This window comes from Janthinobacterium glycogeni, from assembly GCF_051380725.1.
Lineage (GTDB): Bacteria > Pseudomonadota > Gammaproteobacteria > Burkholderiales > Burkholderiaceae_D > Janthinobacterium.
The window spans coordinates 87,230-104,833 of sequence record NZ_JBNYXP010000015.1; the positions used below are offsets into that span (position 1 = coordinate 87,230).

The 17,604-nt window shown below is 62.3% G+C and carries 16 protein-coding genes; 4 read left to right on the forward strand and 12 right to left on the reverse strand.

Annotation, left to right across the window (positions count from 1 at the left end):
* Positions 1-88: 88 nt before the first annotated feature.
* The 6 genes from adk to ACQ4W4_RS25010 all read right to left on the reverse strand — a co-directional run bounded on the left by adk (position 89) and on the right by ACQ4W4_RS25010 (position 4,153).
* Positions 89-745: an adenylate kinase gene (gene adk / locus ACQ4W4_RS24985; protein WP_436544242.1), complete on the reverse strand. Its 657-nt coding sequence runs from the start codon at positions 743-745 to the stop codon at positions 89-91.
* 275 nt (positions 746-1,020) lie between these two features.
* The gene (kdsB, locus tag ACQ4W4_RS24990; protein WP_436544243.1) at positions 1,021-1,779 is read right to left on the reverse strand and encodes a 3-deoxy-manno-octulosonate cytidylyltransferase; all 759 of its coding nucleotides are present in this window, start codon (positions 1,777-1,779) and stop codon (positions 1,021-1,023) included.
* Positions 1,780-1,781: 2 nt separating this feature from the next.
* Positions 1,782-1,958 (reverse strand): Trm112 family protein, encoded by a 177-nt coding sequence (locus ACQ4W4_RS24995; RefSeq protein WP_010395789.1) that lies wholly within the window; start codon positions 1,956-1,958, stop codon positions 1,782-1,784.
* Positions 1,939-2,994, reverse strand: a complete 1,056-nt coding sequence (gene lpxK, locus ACQ4W4_RS25000; RefSeq protein ID WP_436544244.1) for a tetraacyldisaccharide 4'-kinase — start codon at positions 2,992-2,994, stop codon at positions 1,939-1,941. The genes ACQ4W4_RS24995 and lpxK overlap by 20 nt, the downstream gene beginning before the upstream one ends.
* 113 nt (positions 2,995-3,107) lie before the next feature.
* On the reverse strand, positions 3,108-3,551 hold the full coding sequence (locus tag ACQ4W4_RS25005; RefSeq protein ID WP_436544245.1) for an ExbD/TolR family protein: 444 nt from the start codon (positions 3,549-3,551) through the stop codon (positions 3,108-3,110).
* A complete protein-coding gene (locus tag ACQ4W4_RS25010; RefSeq protein ID WP_436544246.1) occupies positions 3,548-4,153 on the reverse strand; it encodes a MotA/TolQ/ExbB proton channel family protein in 606 nt (201 codons plus the stop codon). The genes ACQ4W4_RS25005 and ACQ4W4_RS25010 overlap by 4 nt, the downstream gene beginning before the upstream one ends.
* Before the next feature lie 869 nt (positions 4,154-5,022).
* On the opposite strand from ACQ4W4_RS25010, the gene ACQ4W4_RS25015 reads away from it, so the two are divergent.
* On the forward strand, positions 5,023-5,166 hold the full coding sequence (locus ACQ4W4_RS25015) for a hypothetical protein (RefSeq protein WP_436544247.1): 144 nt from the start codon (positions 5,023-5,025) through the stop codon (positions 5,164-5,166).
* 316 nt (positions 5,167-5,482) lie between these two features.
* Positions 5,483-6,844: an exodeoxyribonuclease VII large subunit gene (gene xseA, locus ACQ4W4_RS25020; RefSeq protein ID WP_436544248.1), complete on the forward strand. Its 1,362-nt coding sequence runs from the start codon at positions 5,483-5,485 to the stop codon at positions 6,842-6,844.
* An 83-nt stretch (positions 6,845-6,927) separates the two neighbouring features.
* Here xseA and ACQ4W4_RS25025 read toward each other — a convergent pair whose 3' ends face one another.
* The 6 genes from ACQ4W4_RS25025 to ACQ4W4_RS25050 all read right to left on the reverse strand — a co-directional run bounded on the left by ACQ4W4_RS25025 (position 6,928) and on the right by ACQ4W4_RS25050 (position 15,071).
* The gene (locus ACQ4W4_RS25025) at positions 6,928-9,390 is read right to left on the reverse strand and encodes a TonB-dependent receptor (protein WP_436544249.1); all 2,463 of its coding nucleotides are present in this window, start codon (positions 9,388-9,390) and stop codon (positions 6,928-6,930) included.
* Between the two features lie 107 nt (positions 9,391-9,497).
* Positions 9,498-10,550 (reverse strand): ABC transporter ATP-binding protein, encoded by a 1,053-nt coding sequence (locus tag ACQ4W4_RS25030; RefSeq protein ID WP_436544250.1) that lies wholly within the window; start codon positions 10,548-10,550, stop codon positions 9,498-9,500.
* Between the two features lies 1 nt (position 10,551).
* Positions 10,552-11,928, reverse strand: a complete 1,377-nt coding sequence (locus tag ACQ4W4_RS25035; RefSeq protein ID WP_436544251.1) for a GH1 family beta-glucosidase — start codon at positions 11,926-11,928, stop codon at positions 10,552-10,554.
* A 32-nt stretch (positions 11,929-11,960) separates the two neighbouring features.
* Complete coding sequence (locus ACQ4W4_RS25040; RefSeq protein ID WP_034751746.1) at positions 11,961-12,779, reverse strand: carbohydrate ABC transporter permease; 819 nt, start codon at positions 12,777-12,779, stop codon at positions 11,961-11,963.
* Positions 12,776-13,774: a carbohydrate ABC transporter permease gene (locus ACQ4W4_RS25045; RefSeq protein ID WP_436544252.1), complete on the reverse strand. Its 999-nt coding sequence runs from the start codon at positions 13,772-13,774 to the stop codon at positions 12,776-12,778. The genes ACQ4W4_RS25040 and ACQ4W4_RS25045 overlap by 4 nt, the downstream gene beginning before the upstream one ends.
* A 7-nt stretch (positions 13,775-13,781) precedes the next feature.
* Positions 13,782-15,071 carry an extracellular solute-binding protein gene (locus tag ACQ4W4_RS25050; RefSeq protein ID WP_436544253.1) on the reverse strand — a complete coding sequence of 430 codons (1,290 nt, stop codon included), beginning with the start codon at positions 15,069-15,071 and terminating at the stop codon, positions 13,782-13,784.
* A 426-nt stretch (positions 15,072-15,497) separates the two neighbouring features.
* Here ACQ4W4_RS25050 and ACQ4W4_RS25055 point away from each other — a divergent pair, with 426 nt between their 5' ends.
* Together ACQ4W4_RS25055 and ACQ4W4_RS25060 are read left to right on the forward strand one after the other, a co-directional pair.
* Positions 15,498-16,517 (forward strand): LacI family DNA-binding transcriptional regulator, encoded by a 1,020-nt coding sequence (locus ACQ4W4_RS25055; RefSeq protein ID WP_436544254.1) that lies wholly within the window; start codon positions 15,498-15,500, stop codon positions 16,515-16,517.
* A 327-nt stretch (positions 16,518-16,844) separates the two neighbouring features.
* The gene (locus ACQ4W4_RS25060; RefSeq protein ID WP_076567501.1) at positions 16,845-17,423 is read left to right on the forward strand and encodes a superoxide dismutase; all 579 of its coding nucleotides are present in this window, start codon (positions 16,845-16,847) and stop codon (positions 17,421-17,423) included.
* Positions 17,424-17,604: the final 181 nt, after the last annotated feature.

Below are 17,604 nucleotides of genomic sequence, written 5' to 3' on the forward strand. Positions count from 1 at the left end.
AAAAACCTGAACCACGAAAACGACACGGCGCCCGCCTGAAGCGCGGGCACAAAAAAAGCGGACACTCAGGTCCGCTTTTCAAAACTGCTTATTCCGCCAGGGCGGCAAATGCGCTGTCGCGGATTTGCTCGACCGGACCGACGCCGGCGATGCGGCGGTACTTCGGCGCGCCTGGCAGGCCGGACTTGGCCCAGTCGTTGTAGTAACCGAGCAAGACCTTGGTCTGGTTGTGGTACACGTCCAGACGCTTCTCGACGGTTTCCGCCTTGTCGTCGTCGCGCTGGATCAGCGGCTCGCCCGTGATATCGTCGACGCCGTCGACCTTGGGCGGATTGAATTTGACGTGGTAGACGCGGCCCGAACCCGGGTGGCTGCGGCGGCCGTCCATGCGCTCGATGATGGACGCATCGGGCACGTCGATTTCCAGCACGTAGTCGACATTGATGCCGGCATCCTTCATGGCGTCCGCCTGCGCGATGGTGCGCGGGAAGCCGTCGAACAGGTAGCCATTGGCGCAATCGGCTTCCTGCAGGCGGTTCTTGACCAGGCCGATCATGATGTCGTCCGACACGAGGCCGCCCGCATCCATGACTTTTTTCGCTGCCAGGCCCAGTTCGGAGCCTTCCTTGATCGCCGCGCGCAGCATGTCGCCCGTGGAGATTTGTGGAATGTTGTATTTTTCTTTGATGAAGTTAGCTTGGGTGCCCTTGCCGGCACCGGGTGCTCCTAAAAGTATCAGACGCATTGAAAAGTTCCTAAAAAACAGATTTTGGATGGTGGTATGTGTAATTATTTTTAGATGATGTTGCTATGGCTATCTTTCCCTACGAAACTTACCACAAAAAATCCCCGGAACGCCAGTTTGCTATCGAATTGCTATGCCCTGATTGATCAAAGCCAGCAATTAGCGAGGCGGACGTTTCAAAATGTGGTTTTTTGTGGCAGGCCCCGCATAAAGTTTTTCTCGCGCACGCACGGCGTCTGAAACACGTTCAGGGCAAGGCAGCCATGGACGTTTTCTCAGGTGACGTGGCGGTAGTGCGCCTGTACTCTGGCAAGATCTTCCGGCGTGTCGACACCGGCGGCCGGGGCCGAGTCCGTGACGTGCACGGCGATGGCGACACCGTGCCACAGCACGCGCAACTGCTCCAGCGCCTCGATGGCTTCCAGCGGCGAGGCGGACAATTGCGGGTATTCTTGCAAAAACGCATTGCTGTACGCATACAGGCCGATATGGCGCAGGGGCACGTAACCTGCCGGCAAGCTGTCTTTCGACTGCGCGAAGCCGTCGCGGTGCCAGGGGATGGTGGCGCGCGAAAAATACAAGGCGCGGCCGTTCTTGTCCAGCACGACCTTCACCACGTTTGGGTTGAACGCATCGGCTACCTCGTGCAGCGGATGGGCGCAGGTGGCCATCGGAACGGCACTGCTGATCTGCGCGGCGCAGGCGGCCAGCAGGGATGGATCGATCAGCGGTTCATCGCCCTGCAGGTTGACGACGACGGCGTCCGGCGGCAGCTCGAGCGTGCGCGCCACTTCGGCGATGCGGTCCGTGCCCGACGGATGGTCGGCGCGCGTCATGCACACTTCCACGCCATGCGCCGCGCAGGCGGCGCGGATGGATTCATGGTCGGTGGCGACGATGACGCGCGCGGCGCCGGACAGGGCTGCCTGCTCGGCCACGCGCACCACCATGGGTTTGCCGCCCAGGTCGGCCAGCGGCTTGCCCGGCAGGCGGGTCGAAGCCAGGCGGGCCGGGATGATGACGATGAACGCCATCGTTATTCCACTGCGTCTTGCAGGGTGCGCGCTTCGTCCGCCCACATGATGGGGATGCCATCGCGGATAGGATAGGCGAGGCGGTCGGCGCGGCAAATCAGTTCCTGCGCCTTCTTATCGTGTTCAAGCGGACCCTTGCAAACAGGGCAGACCAGGATATCAAGCAGTCGAGCGTCCACGACATTTCTCCACAATTTGTTGGGCCAGCGCGCTATCGATGCGCGCACTGACGGGGACGACCCACAGTCTCGGGTCATCTTTGAGATATTCAATTTGCGCACATTTTACTGCATCCTTCTCGGTGATCAAGATCACATCCGTGTCGAGTGCCGCAAATGGCTGGTCGAGGAAGTCGTGATGGTCGGGCAAGGGCAGTTCCGCGAAGTCCAATCCGGCCGCGCGCAGCATGGCAAAGAAACGCTGCGGGTTGCCGATGCCGGCCGCCGCCACGATGCGCTGGCCGCCGGTCGCCAGGTCGGCTAGCGCCATGCGTTGCGTGCGGTCGGCAAGGCGTTCGGCCACGCCGCCATCGAGCCGCATCTGCACCACCAGGGAGCCCTTGGGCGCGACCTTGTCCACCAGCGCCGGCGCCAGCTCAGGCACATTGATCACCGTCACGTCGCGCCGGCGGCGCGGCGATTCGCGCAAGGGACCGGCCGGCAGCAGCCAGCCATTGCCCGCGCCGCGGCCGTCGAACAGCACGATTTCCACATCCCGCTGCAAGGCGTAATGCTGCAAGCCGTCGTCCGTGACCAGCACGTCGACTTCCGGGTGCGCGGCCAGCAGCGCCCTGCCCGCCTGCGCGCGGTCGCGCCCCACCATCACGGGGCAGCCGCCGCGCTGGAAGATCAGCAGCGGCTCGTCGCCCACCTGCTGCGGCGTGGACTCGCCCGTCACGGCGCGCGGCAGCCGGTCGGCGCTGCCATGGCCGCGCGAGATCACGCCCGGGCGCATGCCCGCCTCGCGCAAGGCTTGCACCAGCCAGATCGTCAGCGGCGTCTTGCCCGTGCCGCCGATAAAGATATTGCCGACGACGACGACGGGCACGGGCAGGCGCGCCGATTGCAGGATGTTGGCGCGGTACAAAACGCGCCGCACGGCGCTCAGGGCGCCGAACAGCAGCGAGACGGGCCATAGCGCGCACGCCAGCGGACCGCGTGTCAGCCAGGCGCGAGTCAATGTGGTTTCAAGCTTGGCGGGGGAGGATGTGGGCATGAAGGAAGACGTAAAAATGGTGTAGGTCGGATTAGCCGCGCCGCCAGGCGCAGCGTCATCCGACATGCTCGGCTGCGGCTTGTGTCGGCTTACGCGGTTCCGGCTAAGCCGACCTACTTGCTGCCGCCCGCCTGCGCCGCAAACGTCAGCTTTTCATAGCCGGCCAGGCGCGCCGCTTCCATCACGTGGATGACCATCTGGTGCATGGCGAACTGGTCGGCGTTGACCACGACCACGGGCGTCTGCGCGGGCGGCTTGCCGCCGTTGGCAGCCTTGGCCGCGTTTTGCAGGGCGTCGGCCAGGCCGGCCACGTCGCGGAACGATATGGGTTCGCGGTTGACCGTGTAATTGCCTTTGGCATCGATGGTGACGTCGATCTGCTGCGGCTTCTCCTTGGCCTGCTCGGCGTCGGCCGTCGGCAAGGTGATCTGCAGTTCCGTAAACTTGCTGTAGGTGGTGCTGACCATCAGGAAGATCAGGATCACCAGCAGCACGTCGATGAACGGGATCAGGTTGATTTCGGGGTCTTCACGCCCCTTGCCTTTGCGGAAGTTCATTTGCGGCCACTGTGGACGATGTCGACGAACTTGACCGCTTGCTGCTCCATGTCAATGACGAAACTGTCGACGAGGGCGCGGAAATGGCGGTAGAAGACGAGAGTCGGCATGGCGATGGCCAAGCCGAAGCCGGTGTTATACAGGGCCACCGAGATACCGTGGGCCAATTGTGCGGGATTCGAGCCGCTGGCGTTTTGCGAGCCGAAGATTTCGATCATGCCCACCACCGTGCCGAACAGGCCCATCAGCGGGGCCAGGGTGGCGATGGTGCCCAAAGTCGTCAGGAAACGTTCCAGCGTGTGGGCCACGCCGCTGCCCGCCTCTTCGATCGATTCCTTCATCACCTCGCGCGGCGCGTCGACATTGCGCAGGGCGGCGGCCAGCACCACGCCCAGCGGCGAATTGCCTTCCAGCTTGGCCACCGTGTCCGGCGTGATCTTGCCGCTGCGATATACCTGCACCACTTCATCGAACAGCTTGCGGGGCAGTATCTTGCCGCGTCGCAAATACAGCAGACGCTCGATGATCAGGGCCAGGGCGACGATGGAAGCGATCAACAACAGCCAGATGGGCCAGCCAGCGGCTTGAAATATAGCGAGCAAAAGAAACTCCTGGTAAAGGGAAGGCGATGGACCGCCCGGACAGCCTGTATTGTACCGAGCGCCGAAGACCGATGGTACGTGCGCGCAGGGATGGCGCAATGTAGCGCGTTGCCGCGCCGGCGGCAAGTGGTGCCTGCATGGCACTTGTCCCCACCGCGCGGCGAGCAGCTGCCACTGCGGCACAGTTTTGCACACTTTATGTGGATAAGATTGTGAGCAAGCATGAAGTCCAGCATGCAAGTGATTGATTTACATGAAGATTATCGTGCTGCGCAAAATACAGGCATAGCAGCTTATCGACAGTAGTCAATGTCAATAAATTAATACTTGAAGAGTTCTGCACATTTACTGTGGACAAGATTGTGCGCAAACCCAGGAAATTCAATCAAGTCTTTGATTTTAAAGGAAATTAACTCAATGAGTAAAAAAGTGGCAGCCAGCGCGCAATCGGCGGCAGATAGGCAGTCAAAGTTCTGCACACAATCTGTGGACAAGATTGTGTGCAAGCGCAAAGATAGGCGCTAAGTGCATTGATTTATATCGTTTTTATTGCCATGCATAAAAATGCAGCAAGGCCGCAAAAGCGGGGTTTTCGGCGTCCGATTGTACGTCCAGACGGCACTTTTCCACCGTCAGCGCAGTTCCACACATAAAGTGTGGATAAGATTGTGAGCAAGCCGATTGACTCCATGCAAGAGCATTGATTTTAAAGGAGTTTTTTTCGATGCTGAAAAATAAGGCAGCGCGAGCGCCTGCTCGCGCCGTGGAAAAGTACCGGAAAAGACGAAACGATTTATGCGGTTTTGCACATATTCTGTGGATAAGATTGTGAGCAAGGCGTACAGCTTCATGCTAAATACTTGATTTATATGGCTATTTTTATGCTGCGTAAAATGCAGGCAAGCCATGCCATGCACGTTCCGGTGGATAAATCAGGCACCGCGCCAGAGTTCTGCACATTTTTTGTGGATAAGATTGTGCGCAAGGCCATGCATGGCATACTAAGCGATTGATTCCTATGCACTTTATTTCCATGCGCAAAAATGTAGCAAGGTACTTTTACCGGTCAATATAGGTTTGACGGCCAACGTTTGTCCAAGGCAAAAAGTTCCGCACACTTTCTGTGGATAACTTTGTGCGTAAGTGGAAGGGGCTGCACTGATGTGCTTGATATTAAAGGATTTTTTCCCTGTGCACGCAAATCAGGCATACGGGAATTCATCATGAAATCAATTACTTAGAAATAGATCTTGTTGTTTTGCACGATGTATGACATAAGCATGACCTCGCCGATAATATGTGGACAGTTCCCTTCCCGCTCCCAGCTTTATGATGACAGACAACCCGACTGACAGCGGCTTTGCCGCCCCGCCCGTGCTGACCGTCAGCGCCCTGAATCAGGCCGTCGCGCGCCTGCTCGAGCGCTCGTTCCCTCTGACCTGGATCGCCGGCGAGATTTCCAACTTCACGCGCGCCGCCTCCGGCCACTGGTATTTCACCCTGAAGGATGACGGCGCCCAGGTGCGCGCCGTGATGTTCCGTGGCCGCGCCCAGTACGCCGGCTTCACGCCGCGCGAAGGCGACAAGGTCGAAGTGCGCGCCCTCGTCACCCTGTACGGCGCGCGCGGCGATTACCAGATCAACGTCGAAGCCATCCGCCGCGCCGGCGTGGGCGCCCTGTACGAAGCGTTCCAGCGCCTGAAGGAAAAGCTGGCCGCGCAGGGACTGTTCGACCAGGAACGCAAGCGCGCCATCCCCATGTTCGCGCGCAGCATCGGCATCGTCACCAGCCCGCAGGCGGCCGCCCTGCACGACGTGCTGATCGCGCTCCAGCGCCGCGCCCCGCACGTCAATATCATCCTGTACCCGACGCCCGTGCAAGGCCAGCAGGCGCCGGAAAAGATCGCGCACGCCATCCGCACGGCATCAACACGGGCCGAATGCGACGTGCTGCTGGTGTGCCGTGGCGGCGGCAGCATCGAGGATTTATGGTCGTTCAACGATGAAGCCGTGGCCCATGCGATCGCCGACTGCTCCATGCCCGTGATCAGCGGCGTGGGCCACGAGACGGATTTCACCATCGCCGACTTCGCGGCCGACCTGCGCGCGGCCACGCCGACGGCCGCGGCCGAACTGGCGGCCACGCCGCGCGCGGACTGGATGGCGTCCCTGCGCGCCGATGCGGCCGACCTGCGCCGCGCCATGCGCCGCCGCCTCGACGACGCGGCGCAGACGCTGGACCGCCACAGCCGCCGCCTGCTCAACCCGAAGGCGCAGCTGCGGCAGCAGCGCCTGCAGCTGCTGGCCCTGTCGACGGCCATGACGCATGCAGCGCGCGCGCCCGTGAACCAGTCGCAATATGCACTGGAACGCCTGCGCAGCCGCTGGGCCGCCTTGCGGCCCGACGTCACGGCGCCGCGCGCGCGCCTGGTGGAAGCGCAGCGGCGCGGCGGCGCCGCCATGGCGCAGATGCTCAGCCAGCGGCGCCACCGCCTCGACGGCCTGGCGGCGCAGCTGGAACTGTTGAATCCGCAGCGTACCCTGGAGCGCGGCTACGCCATCCTGCGCGACGAAAAAGGCGCCATCGTGCGCTCGCCGGCGCAGCTGCAGGCGCGCCAGAACGTCAACGTGCGCCTGGCCGAAGGCAGCGCGCAGATCGGCATCGCCAGCGTGCAGGCGACCCTGGAATAAAAAAGGCCGGGGAAGCTCCCCGGCCCAACACCTTCCCCTACTGAGTGGACTGCGACTGCAACTGCTCTTTCACACTACTCCATTTAAAACTTCATCGACACGCGCGCGCCAAACGTGCGCGGCGCGTTGTAGAAGGCGCCGTAGATCTGCTGCGTCGGCTGGCATGGCATGCCCACGTCCGTGCAGATTTCATTGACGTCCAGCTTGACCGCCTTGTCGGTGGCGTTCTGCACGAACGCTTCCACCGTGTACGCCTTGTTCGCCGGCTGGAAGCGCAGGCTCAGGTCCAGGGTCGTGTAGGCTTCCTGGCGCTTGACGCCCGCATGGCCCGGCACGTCACCGTTGAACGCGCCCGCGCCCACGTACGACATGGTTTCATAATGCACCGAGGCGCGCGGCGTGAGCTGGCCGCCGCCCACCGTGAAATCATGCTCGTACTGGACGGTGGTGGAAAACTTCGGCGCGTGCTTCATGGTGCTGCCGCCCACATTCACCAATGGCGCCGTCGAACCGCAGGACTGGCCATTCGCGCGCGCCGCATCGACGTCGCACGACATGAAGTCGTCGTACACGGCTTTGAGCCAGGTGGCGTTGCCCGTCAGGCGGTCGACCTTCGTCGGCCGCCACACCCATTCCGCTTCCAGGCCCTTGACGGTGGCGCCGGCCGCGTTGAAGTTGGCCAGCACGCTGTTGACCACCTGCGATTCGAGCTTGTCCTTGTACTTCATCAGGAAGGCATCGAGGTTCAGGGTCAGTTCGCGATTCAGCAAGTCCGACTTGAAGCCGATTTCATAGCTGGTCAGCTTTTCCGGCTTGGTGGTGGCGCCGCCGTCGCCGATGGCCGGCGAATGAAAGCCCGTCGTCACGGAGCCGAACAGCAAAATGTCCGGACGCAGCTTGTACTCGATGCGGCCCAGCCAGGTGGCCTGGCCGTATTTCAGGTCGGCCGTATTGTCGCCTGGCGTATTGCCGCAGGCGGCGGCCGTGATGGCGCCGCCCGGGCCGATATTGTGCGTGTTGGCCAGGCCCGTGCCCGGCGTGACCAGCTGGCGCAGCTGGTCGGCGGTGAGCACGGTGGTGCCCAGCGGCGTGTTCGCGGGCCAGTTCGGGCAAGCCCAGTTCTTGCCGCCGATGTCGAATTTATGGTCCTTCGTGTAGCGCGCACCGGCCGTCAGCTTGATCTGGTCCGTCACTTGCTGGCTGACCTGCCCGAACACGGCCTTCGATTTGAGCTGGCGGTCGCCCTGGATGAAGGACATGGACGAGGCATACTGGCCCACGGTCGGCTGCACGAAGATCACGGCGCCGTTGGCGATATCCTGCTGCACGGCCGCCTGCGAAATCTGGCTGCGGTCGATATCGAAGCGCACCTTGTTCTTTTCATTGAACAGGAACAGGCCGGCCACCCACTGGAACGGCGCATCGTCGTCCGAGCGCGCCTGCAGCTCGTGCGAATAACTGTCGAACTGCGCCCAGTCGGTGCGGTTTTCCGACTTGAAGCCGGGGAACAGGCCCGCATCGGCATCGTTGCTGTTCTGGCGCTTGTAGCGGCTCCAGCTGCCCAGGTACGTGAAGTCCAGCGCATCGGTCGGCTTGTAATTGAGCTTGCCCTTGTAGGTCAAAATGGACTGATCCAGGGTGCCCGGCGTGTCGATCAGGGCCGAGCGCAGCTTCTCGCCCGGCTTCGGCTCGGCCGCCAGGTAGACGTTGCCGGCGCCCTGGTCGAGGAAGTAGTCGGCGATGAAGGTGCCTCGCAGCTGCGGCGTGAACTTCCACAGCAGCGAGGCGCGCACGCCCATCTGGTCGCCGGCGCCATACTTGGCCGTGCCCGGCATGACGTTCGAGCCGCGGCGGAAGTCCACCGTGCCGTCGTGGCTATCCTTGATGGCGGCGATGCGCAGCGCCACGTCGTCAGAGAACGGGATATTGATCATGCCCTGCGTCTGCAGGTGGCGGTAGTCGCCCACGGTGATGCCGGCCGAGCCCATGAACTTGGCCGTGCTCGGCGCGGCCGAGACGAGATTGACGGCGCCGGCCGTCGAATTGCGGCCGTTCAGGGTGCCCTGCGGTCCGCGCGCCACCTCGACGTGGCTCAAATCATACATCAGCGCCGTGGCGCCCTGGGGACGCGGCGAATACACGCCGTCGACATAGAAGGCGACGGCCGGGTCGCCCAGCTCCGTGTGGTTGGCCGATCCGACGCCGCGCATGTAGACGTGCACGCCGCCCGAGTCGCCATGCTGTTCGACGACGAGGCTCGGCACCATGGTGGCCAGCGACGCCAGATCCTTGACCTGGTTGTTTTGCAGGGTGTCCTGGTTGAAGGCGGTGACGGCCAGCGGCGTCTCCTGCACGAAGGTGTTGCGGCGCGTGGCCGTGACGACGATGCGGTCCATCTGTTCGGCTGCCGGTTTTGCCGCATCCGTGGCCGCCGTGGTGCTGGCCGCTTCCTGGGCCATGGCGGCGCCGCTGCCCAGCAAGATGAACTGGGCGAAGGTCGCATGCGCCAGGCTGAGGGCGATGGTATTGCGTTTGAGCTGTTGCATTGTTGTTGTCTCCTGTACCGCTGGTTGAATGATGATCACATAGCTCTTTGGCTACTGCTGCACATTTTTTGGGTGTCAATCTGAAGTCATGTCGCCTCCGTGCCGGGTCAATGGGTGGCCACGGCGCGCCCGGCCGTGTCGAACAGAAAGGCATGGCCCTCCTCCGGCGCGAAGCCGATGGCGCTGCCCTGCGCCAGCGCGTGGCGCGCTTCGCCGTGCAGCTTGATGGCCACCGCATGCGGGCCGCCGTCGCTGCGATCGTCGAGCGTCGCGTGGATGATCTGCGCATCGCCCAGCTGCTCGATCAGGGTCACGCTGGCGCCATAGCCTTCATTGCGCGGCACCAGGCGCAGGTGCTCGGGGCGTATGCCGACCAGCATGCCCGCCTCGCCGCCGAGCTGGCTGGCCAGCGCGGGGACGGCGGCGCACGGCAGGAAGTTCATGCGCAGCGCGCCGATGAAGCCGGCCACGAACTGGCTGGCCGGATGGCGGTACAGGTCCAAAGGCGCGCCCACCTGCTCCAGGTGCCCGCCGTGGAAAACGGCGACCCTGTCGCCGAGGGTCATGGCTTCGACCTGGTCATGCGTGACGTAGATCATCGTCGTGCCCAGTTCCTGGTGCAGCTTGGCCAGCTCGATGCGCGTCTGCACGCGCAGGGACGCATCGAGGTTGGACAGCGGCTCGTCGAACAGGAACACCTTGGGCTGGCGCACGATGGAGCGGCCGATGGCCACGCGCTGGCGTTCGCCGCCCGACAAGGCCTTGGGCTTGCGGTCGAGCAGGTGCGTGATCTGCAAGATCTCGGCCACCTTGCCGACGGCCGCGCGCACTTCCGCTTCCGGTCTGCCCGCCAATTTGAGGGCAAAGCCCATGTTGTCGCGCGCCGTCATGTGCGGATACAGGGCGTAGCTCTGGAACACCATGGCGATGCCCCGCTCGGCCGGCGCCACGTCGTTGGCCAGCAAGTCGCCGATGCGCAGCTGGCCCGCGCTGATGTCTTCCAGTCCCGCGATCATGCGCAGCAGGGTCGACTTGCCGCAGCCGGACGGTCCCACGAAGACCATGAATTCGCCGTCATGGATATCGAGATCGAGGCCCTTGACGATTTCCGGGCCGTCGCCATAGGTCTTGCGGATGCCGCGCAGCGAAATGGCGGCCATGTCAGTGCTCCCCGGCCAGGACCAGCTGGGCCGGTGCATGGGATGCGCGCTGCGCGGCGATAAAGTCGCGGTACCACAGGGCGCTGTCCTTGAAGCTGCGCTGCTGCGTGGCGTAATCGACGTACAGCATGCCGAAGCGCTTGGCGTAGCCCGAGTTCCACTCGAAGTTGTCCATCAGGCTCCAGTAGAAATAGCCGCGCACGTCGATGCCCTGCGCGATCACCGCGCGCAAGGCGTCCAGGTGCAGCCGCACGTACTCGATGCGAGGCTCGTCGTGGATCTTGCCGTCGACCGGCTTGTCGGCCACGGCCATGCCGTTTTCCGTGATGTAGACGGGCGGCAGCCGGTACTCGCGATGCAGGCCCACCAGCAGCTCCGTCAAGCCCTGTGGATAGGTTTCCCAGCCCATGTCGTTGACACCGAGCTTGCATTCGGGCTTGCGCGGCGGCGTCTCGGCGCTCACGTAAGCGCGTGTGTAATAGTTCACGCCGAGGAAATCGATGGGCTGTTTGATATCCGTGAAATCGTTTTCAAAGATGGACAAAGCAGAAGCGTCGGCGTGTTTCAGGGCCAGCGCCGGGTAGCGCCCCTTGAAGATGGCGTCCATATACCACTGCACCGAGCGCGCATATTCGAGTTCGGCCAGTTCGCGGTCCTGGGCGCTGTCGGTGGCAGGCGTGGCCGTCCATTGATTGAGCACGATGCCCAGCTTGGCCGGCGCGTTCACGGCGCGCATCGCCTGCATGGCCAGGCCATGCGACAGCAGCAGGTGGTGCGACACTTGCACGGCGGCGGCCGGATCGGCCATGCCGGGCGCGAACTGCCCTGTGCCGTGGCCCAGCACGGCCGTGCACCACGGTTCGTTGTGCGTGGCGATGCTGGCGACCTTGTGGCCGAAGCGGCGCGCCACCTCGGCCGCGTAGGCGGCGAAGTGGTAGCAGGTGGCGCGATTGAGCCAGCCGCCCTCGTCCTGCAAGGCTTGCGGCAAGTCCCAGTGGTACAAGGTCAGATGCGCGTCGAGACCCTTGGCGGCCAGGGCGTCGAGCAGGCGCGCATAAAAGGCAAAGCCAGCCTCGTTCCAGGCGCCGGAACCCGTGGGCTGCACGCGCGACCAGGACATGGAAAAGCGGTAGGCGTTTACGCCCAGGCTGGCGATCAGCTCCACGTCCTCGGCATAGCGGTGGTAATGGTCGCAAGCCACGTCGCCATTGCTGCCGTCGATGATCTTGCCGTCCGTGTGGCTGAAGGTATCCCAGATGGACGGGCCGCGGCCGTCGATGGCGGCAGCGCCCTCGATCTGGTAGGCGCTGGTGGCCACGCCCCAGGTGAACGTGGCGGGGAAGTTGGTGTCGATGTCGTCGTTATGCATGGTGGTCATGTCAGTGTGAGGGGTTGAGATAAATGTGTGGATCAGCCTTTGACGGCGCCCTGGGTCAGGCCTTCGATCAGGCGCTTCGAGGCGACAAAAAACATCAGCAGCAGCGGCAGCACGGCGATGGCGGCGCCCGTCATCAGCGCGCCCCACTCCGTGTTGTTCGGCGCCTGCATGCTACGCAGGGCCAGCGGGATCGTGTAGTTCTCGACCGAGCGCATGACGACCAGCGGCGTAATGAAATTGTTCCACGAGTTGATGAAAGTGATCAGGCCCAGGGTGCCCATGGCGGGGCCGATCAGCGGCAGCACGACCCGCCAGTAGATGGCGAATTCGCCGCAGCCGTCGATGCGCGCCGCCTCGATCAGGTCCTTCGGTATCGCCGTGCCGATGTACTGGCGCATCAGGAAGATGCCCAGCGCGCCGGCCGCTCCCGGCACATACAGGGCGCGCGGCTGGTCCAGCCATCCGAGGAAATCCATCAGCATGAAGGTGGGAATCATGTTCATGAACGACGGAATGATCATCGAGGCCATCACCAGGGTGAACAGGGGCCGCTTGAAGCGAAACTCGTACATGGCGAAGGCATAGCCGCCCAGCGAGCAAAAGAACAGGGTCAGCGCCGTCGTCATCAGGGCCACGTACAGGCTGATGCCGATATTGCGCCAGAACGGCAGGCGCTCCTGCAGCAGTTCCAGGTTGTTCAGCAGGGCCGTGCCGAACCAGCGCGGCGGCGGCAGGCTGTAGATCTCGGCGCTCGTGTGCGTGGCAAAGACGAACATGAAGTAGAACGGCGCGACCATGATCAGGGCGCCGATGGCCACCATGGCGTAGGCCGTCCAGCGGGTGGTTTTCATTTGGCCTCCTTGCGTTCATGACGTTCATTGCGGCTGAAGATGCGGTTGTTCACCCAGGTGGTGCTGGCGATAATGAGGAACAGCAGCCAGGAAATGGCCGATGCCGTGCCGAAGTCGCCCGAGGAAAACGCCGTCTTGTAGACGAAGATGGCCGTTGTCATCACCGACTGGCTTACGCCGCTCGATTCGGCCACCAGCACGAACGGTTCCTCGAACAGCTGCAGATTGCCCATGATGGTGAGGGTCACGGCCAAGTAGATCATGGGGCGCAGCTGCGGCAGGGTGATGTACCAGAATTGCTGGCGTTTCGAGGCGCCGTCGATGGTCGCCGCTTCATATAAATCCTTGGGGATGACCTGCAGCGCGGACAGGTACAGCACCAGGTTCCAGCCCAGATAGCGCCAGAAAATCACGAAGGCGACGGCCGGCTTGATGAACAGCGAGCTGCCCAGCCAGTCGATCGATTCCGCCGGGAACAGGCCGCCCACCAGCGGCAGGCTGGCGCACCACTGGAGCAGCACATTGATCTGGCCGTAGTCGCGCGAGAACAGGGTGTTGAAGACCATGGCGATGGCTACGCTGGAGGTGATGAACGGCAAGAAGTAAATGCCGATCACCAGGTTGCGCGAGCGCTTGAAGCTGTTGTGGATAAACGCCGCCAGCGGAATGGCGACCAGGTGCTGCGGCACGCCCGAGGCCAGCGCCAGCCATACGGTATTGCCCAGCGAGCGCAAGAACCACGGGTCGCTCAAGGCATATTTGTAGTTGTCCAGACCCACCCACTGCATGGCTTCCACGCCGCTGGCCGCTTCCCACTGGTTGAACGACAAATAGATGGAAAACAGCAGCGGGAACAGGCTGAAGACGGCGAACAGGATGAAGAAGGGGCTGATGAAGATGTACGGCGCCCACTGCTTCATGTTGTAGCGTTTTTTTGCGGGCCGCGCCGCAGCAGCAGCGGGCGCGCCCTCGGTACAAGGCATGGAGGTAGTCATGCTGCTCCTAGCGCCGCGCGCGGTGGGTGATCAGGGCCTTGGCGTCGGCCAGCGCCGTCTTGATATCCTTGTTTTGCGCCAGCACGCTTTCCAGTTCCATGTTGACGATGTCGCGCGCCACGGCGTCGAACTTGTCGACGCGGATGACGGGAATCTTCGCCGCCGTGTCGCGCGCCAGCAGGCGCGTCTTCTGGCCGCCGAAATACGCTTGCGGCTCGTCCATCATCGGGTCCGCATACGCCGCCTTCAGGGCGGGGAAGGCGCCGATCTCCTTGAGCGAATGCAGCTGGATATCCTTGTTGATGGTCATGAACTTGATGAATTCCCACGCTTGCGCCTTGTTGGCCGCCTTTTTCGGGATGCCGTAGAAGGAGCCGCCGTAGGAAGCCAGCGCGCCGGCCGGCAGGTTCGCCGCGCGCCACTGGCCCTTGGAATCGGGCGCCAGCCACTTGGCCAGGTGGCCGCTGAGCCAGGAACCCATCATCTGGCTGGCCACCTTGTCGCGTTTAAAACCTTCGGCCCACTCGCCCGTCCAGGCCACGGTGCGCGCATCGATGCCGGCCACCCGCGCCGCCTTGGCCAGTTCGAACGCCTTGACGAAGCGGGGCGAGTCGACCAGCACCTGGCCCTTGTCGCCGAAATAAATGCCTTCGCCATCCTTCAAATTGGCGCGGATGACGATGTCGGCCAGGTCGCTGGCGCCGGCCAGCAGATAGGTGCCGGTGGCGGCCTTGAGCTTCTTGCCGGCGGCGATGTAGGACTCCCACGAAGCCGTCAGATCGGCTTCCTTGATGCCCGCCTTGTCCATCAAGTCCTTGCGGTAGAACAGGGTACCCGGTCCCAGGTCGGCCGGCATGGCGCCCAAGGTGCCGCGCGAACTGGTCGCCTGCACGAAGGTGAACGGCACGAACTGGCTGCGGTACTGCCCTGCCCCGTATGGCGGCTGCAGCAAATCTTCCATCCCCTTTGATTCGGCGAAGCTGCCCACATAGCGGAAGTCGATGGCCATCACGTCGGGTAGGCGCGCGCCTGCCGCCAGCGCCGTCGTCATCGAGTTATGGTGGTCGTCGATCTGCAGGCTGACCAGCTTGACCTTCACCTGCGGATACAGCTTTTCCCACAGGGGCAAGGCCGTCTTGACGGCGCGGTCCAGGTCGGGAAACGAGGCGACGGTAATCGTGGCGGGGGCAAGCGCCGGCAACGGTGCGGCCGGCGGAACGGCGGCGGGCGCGGCGCTCACACTGGCGGCCAGGGTCAGCGCTGCCAAAGGGGCGGCGCCAAGGATGCTTGACTTCATTATTTCATCTCCGTTTATTGAGCGTCTTCTATCTTGAAAACGTTTTCACAACATGTATCCATTTAACACCGCAAAGAAAATCAAGTCAACCGAAAAAGTTGTCATTTTTATTGAGGGCAGCGTGGCAAGCGGGCCGCCGTGGTGCGTGTTCTCCTATGAAAAAGCGCACAAATTCATCATTTGGGCTGCCGTTGTTTTTTGTGAAAACGTTTTCAAGCGTAGGTCGGGTTAGCGGGGCCGCCGAGATGCGCAAGCGCGTCATCCGACGTGAACGGCCAACAATATGTCGGCTTACGCCCTGCGGGCTAACCCGACCTACCCCGACCTGCCCCGACCTACGGCCCCCCGTGGGCATTTATGGTAATCTTTCGATGAAAAGGTTTTCAGAGCACTGACGACCAGCCATCTTGATACCCAGGAATCACCTTGAACGATAGCGCCCACGCTGCTCCCCCTTCCACCCTACTCGACGTGGCCCGCCAGGCCGGCGTGTCGCCCAGCACCGTCTCGCGCATCCTCAATGGCACGGCTAAAGTGTCCGACGACAAGCGCGACGCCGTGCTGGCGGCCATTGCACACATGAAATTCGCGCCGAACCAGATGGCGCAGGGCTTGAAGAAGGGCCGCTCGATGACCATCGGCATCGTGGTGCAGGATATTTCCAGCCCCTTCTTCGATGAAAGCCTGCGCGGCGTCGACGATGGGCTGAAGGACACGGGCTACGCGTCCGTCATCGTCAGCGGGCACTGGAATGCGCAGGAAGAAGCGGACCGCATCCGTCTGCTGCTGGCGAGAAAGGTCGACGGCATCATCCTGCTGTCCGGGCGCATCTCGGACGAGAGCGTGCTCGATTTCTCGCAGCAGCGGCCCATCGTCTCGACCGGCCGCCTGCTGGCCACAAAAAGCGCCATCGGCTTCAAGCTCGACAACGAATACGGCGCCTACCTGGCCGTGCGCCACTTGATCGAACTGGGCCACCGGCGCATCGCCTTCGTGGCCGGCCCGGCCAACAACACGGATGCGGCCGAGCGCCTGACGGGCTACCAGCGCGCGCTGCGCGAAGCGGACATCGCCATCGATCCGAAGCTGATGGTCGAAGGCGATTTCCACGAGGCAAGCGGGATGCTGGCCATGAACCACTTATTTGATACGCAGCAGCAATTCAGCGCCGTCTTCGCCGCCAACGACCTGTCCGCCTATGGCGTGCGCCTGTGTTTGTACCGCAAGGGTATCCGCGTGCCTGACGACATCTCGCTCGTCGGTTTCGATGACTTGCCCGGCTCGTCCTACACGACGCCGCCGCTGACGACCATCCACCAGCCCCTGTACGACATCGGCCGCATCGCCACGGAAGCGCTGCTGGGACTGATCAACGGTGAAGCCGTGCAGGCGGCCATCCCGCCGCTGGAACTGATCGTACGCGAGACTACGCGCCGCATCCGCTAAGGATTGCAGCATGATAAACCTACTGCGCAGCCCACTCTCGGGTCGGCGTTGCTCGCTGTACTTTTTGTACAGCTGCGCTACTCAACCCGATATCGGGCTTGCTCGCTACGGTTTCTCAAGGTGCTGACGCTTCACCATACCACTATTTTCCTGAACGAGAATCAATACGCTACCAGTATCCGCAACGCATGCGGGAATCTGCAGCAATGGCGCATCCGCTTTACAATAGTGGCTCGTTCAGCAAGAATGCCTGCTTCAAGCAAGCTTGGCTCAACCCTCCGGCCGCAGGCCGGTAGACTCCGAATACTCACCATAAAGGGACATCACATGGAACATACTCTGCCACCACTGCCGTATGAAATGGACGCTCTGGCGCCGCATATTTCGAAAGAAACCCTGGAATACCACTATGCCAAGCATCACCAGGCGTATGTCACCAACTTGAACAACCTGATCAAGGGCACCGAGTTCGAGAACCTGTCGCTGGAAGACATCATCAAGAAATCGTCGGGCGGCATCTTCAACAATGCGGCGCAAGTATGGAACCACACCTTCTACTGGAACGGCATGAAGCCGGCCGGCGGCGGCGCGCCTACGGGTGCCGTGGCTGACGCGATCAACGCCAAATGGTCGTCGTTCGACAAGTTCAAGGAAGAATTCACGAAATCGTGCGTGGGCAATTTCGGTTCGGGCTGGACCTGGCTGGTGCAAAAAGCCGACGGCTCCGTCGACATCGTCAACACCTCGAACGCCGGCTGCCCGCTGACCACCGGCGACAAGCCGCTGCTGACCTGCGACGTGTGGGAACACGCCTACTACATCGACTACCGCAACCTGCGCGCCAAGTACGTGGAAACGTTCTGGGGCCTGGTCAACTGGGACTTCGTTGCCAAGAACTTCGCGTAAGCGGTCCTTGTCAACGTAGGGCGAAAAAAGCCTGCGCCGTCCCGCGCAGGCTTTTTTTTGCCTGCTGACCCGTCCTGGAATAAGTTGACACTTTTTCGTTACAGAGAAGGAGTGTCCGATGGAACAAGGGTTTCGACGCAGTCAGCGAGATTACAGCCTGGCTTTTAAATTGAGCGTTGTC

Excerpts from the sequence above, each read along its gene's own strand:
- ACQ4W4_RS25015 (WP_436544247.1), top strand. The coding sequence starts at position 5,023 with ATGGCTATTTTTATGCTGCGTAAAATGCAGGCAAGCCATGCCATGCAC.
- ACQ4W4_RS25040 (WP_034751746.1), bottom strand. The coding sequence starts at position 12,779 with ATGAAAACCACCCGCTGGACGGCCTACGCCATGGTGGCCATCGGCGCC.
- ACQ4W4_RS25050 (WP_436544253.1), bottom strand. The coding sequence starts at position 15,071 with ATGAAGTCAAGCATCCTTGGCGCCGCCCCTTTGGCAGCGCTGACCCTG.
- lpxK (WP_436544244.1), bottom strand. The coding sequence starts at position 2,994 with ATGCCCACATCCTCCCCCGCCAAGCTTGAAACCACATTGACTCGCGCC.
- ACQ4W4_RS25005 (WP_436544245.1), bottom strand. The coding sequence starts at position 3,551 with ATGAACTTCCGCAAAGGCAAGGGGCGTGAAGACCCCGAAATCAACCTG.
- ACQ4W4_RS25060 (WP_076567501.1), top strand. The coding sequence starts at position 16,845 with ATGGAACATACTCTGCCACCACTGCCGTATGAAATGGACGCTCTGGCG.
- ACQ4W4_RS25035 (WP_436544251.1), bottom strand. The coding sequence starts at position 11,928 with ATGACCACCATGCATAACGACGACATCGACACCAACTTCCCCGCCACG.
- ACQ4W4_RS25030 (WP_436544250.1), bottom strand. The coding sequence starts at position 10,550 with ATGGCCGCCATTTCGCTGCGCGGCATCCGCAAGACCTATGGCGACGGC.
- ACQ4W4_RS25025 (WP_436544249.1), bottom strand. The coding sequence starts at position 9,390 with ATGCAACAGCTCAAACGCAATACCATCGCCCTCAGCCTGGCGCATGCG.
- kdsB (WP_436544243.1), bottom strand. The coding sequence starts at position 1,779 with ATGGCGTTCATCGTCATCATCCCGGCCCGCCTGGCTTCGACCCGCCTG.
- xseA (WP_436544248.1), top strand. The coding sequence starts at position 5,483 with ATGATGACAGACAACCCGACTGACAGCGGCTTTGCCGCCCCGCCCGTG.
- adk (WP_436544242.1), bottom strand. The coding sequence starts at position 745 with ATGCGTCTGATACTTTTAGGAGCACCCGGTGCCGGCAAGGGCACCCAA.
- ACQ4W4_RS25045 (WP_436544252.1), bottom strand. The coding sequence starts at position 13,774 with ATGACTACCTCCATGCCTTGTACCGAGGGCGCGCCCGCTGCTGCTGCG.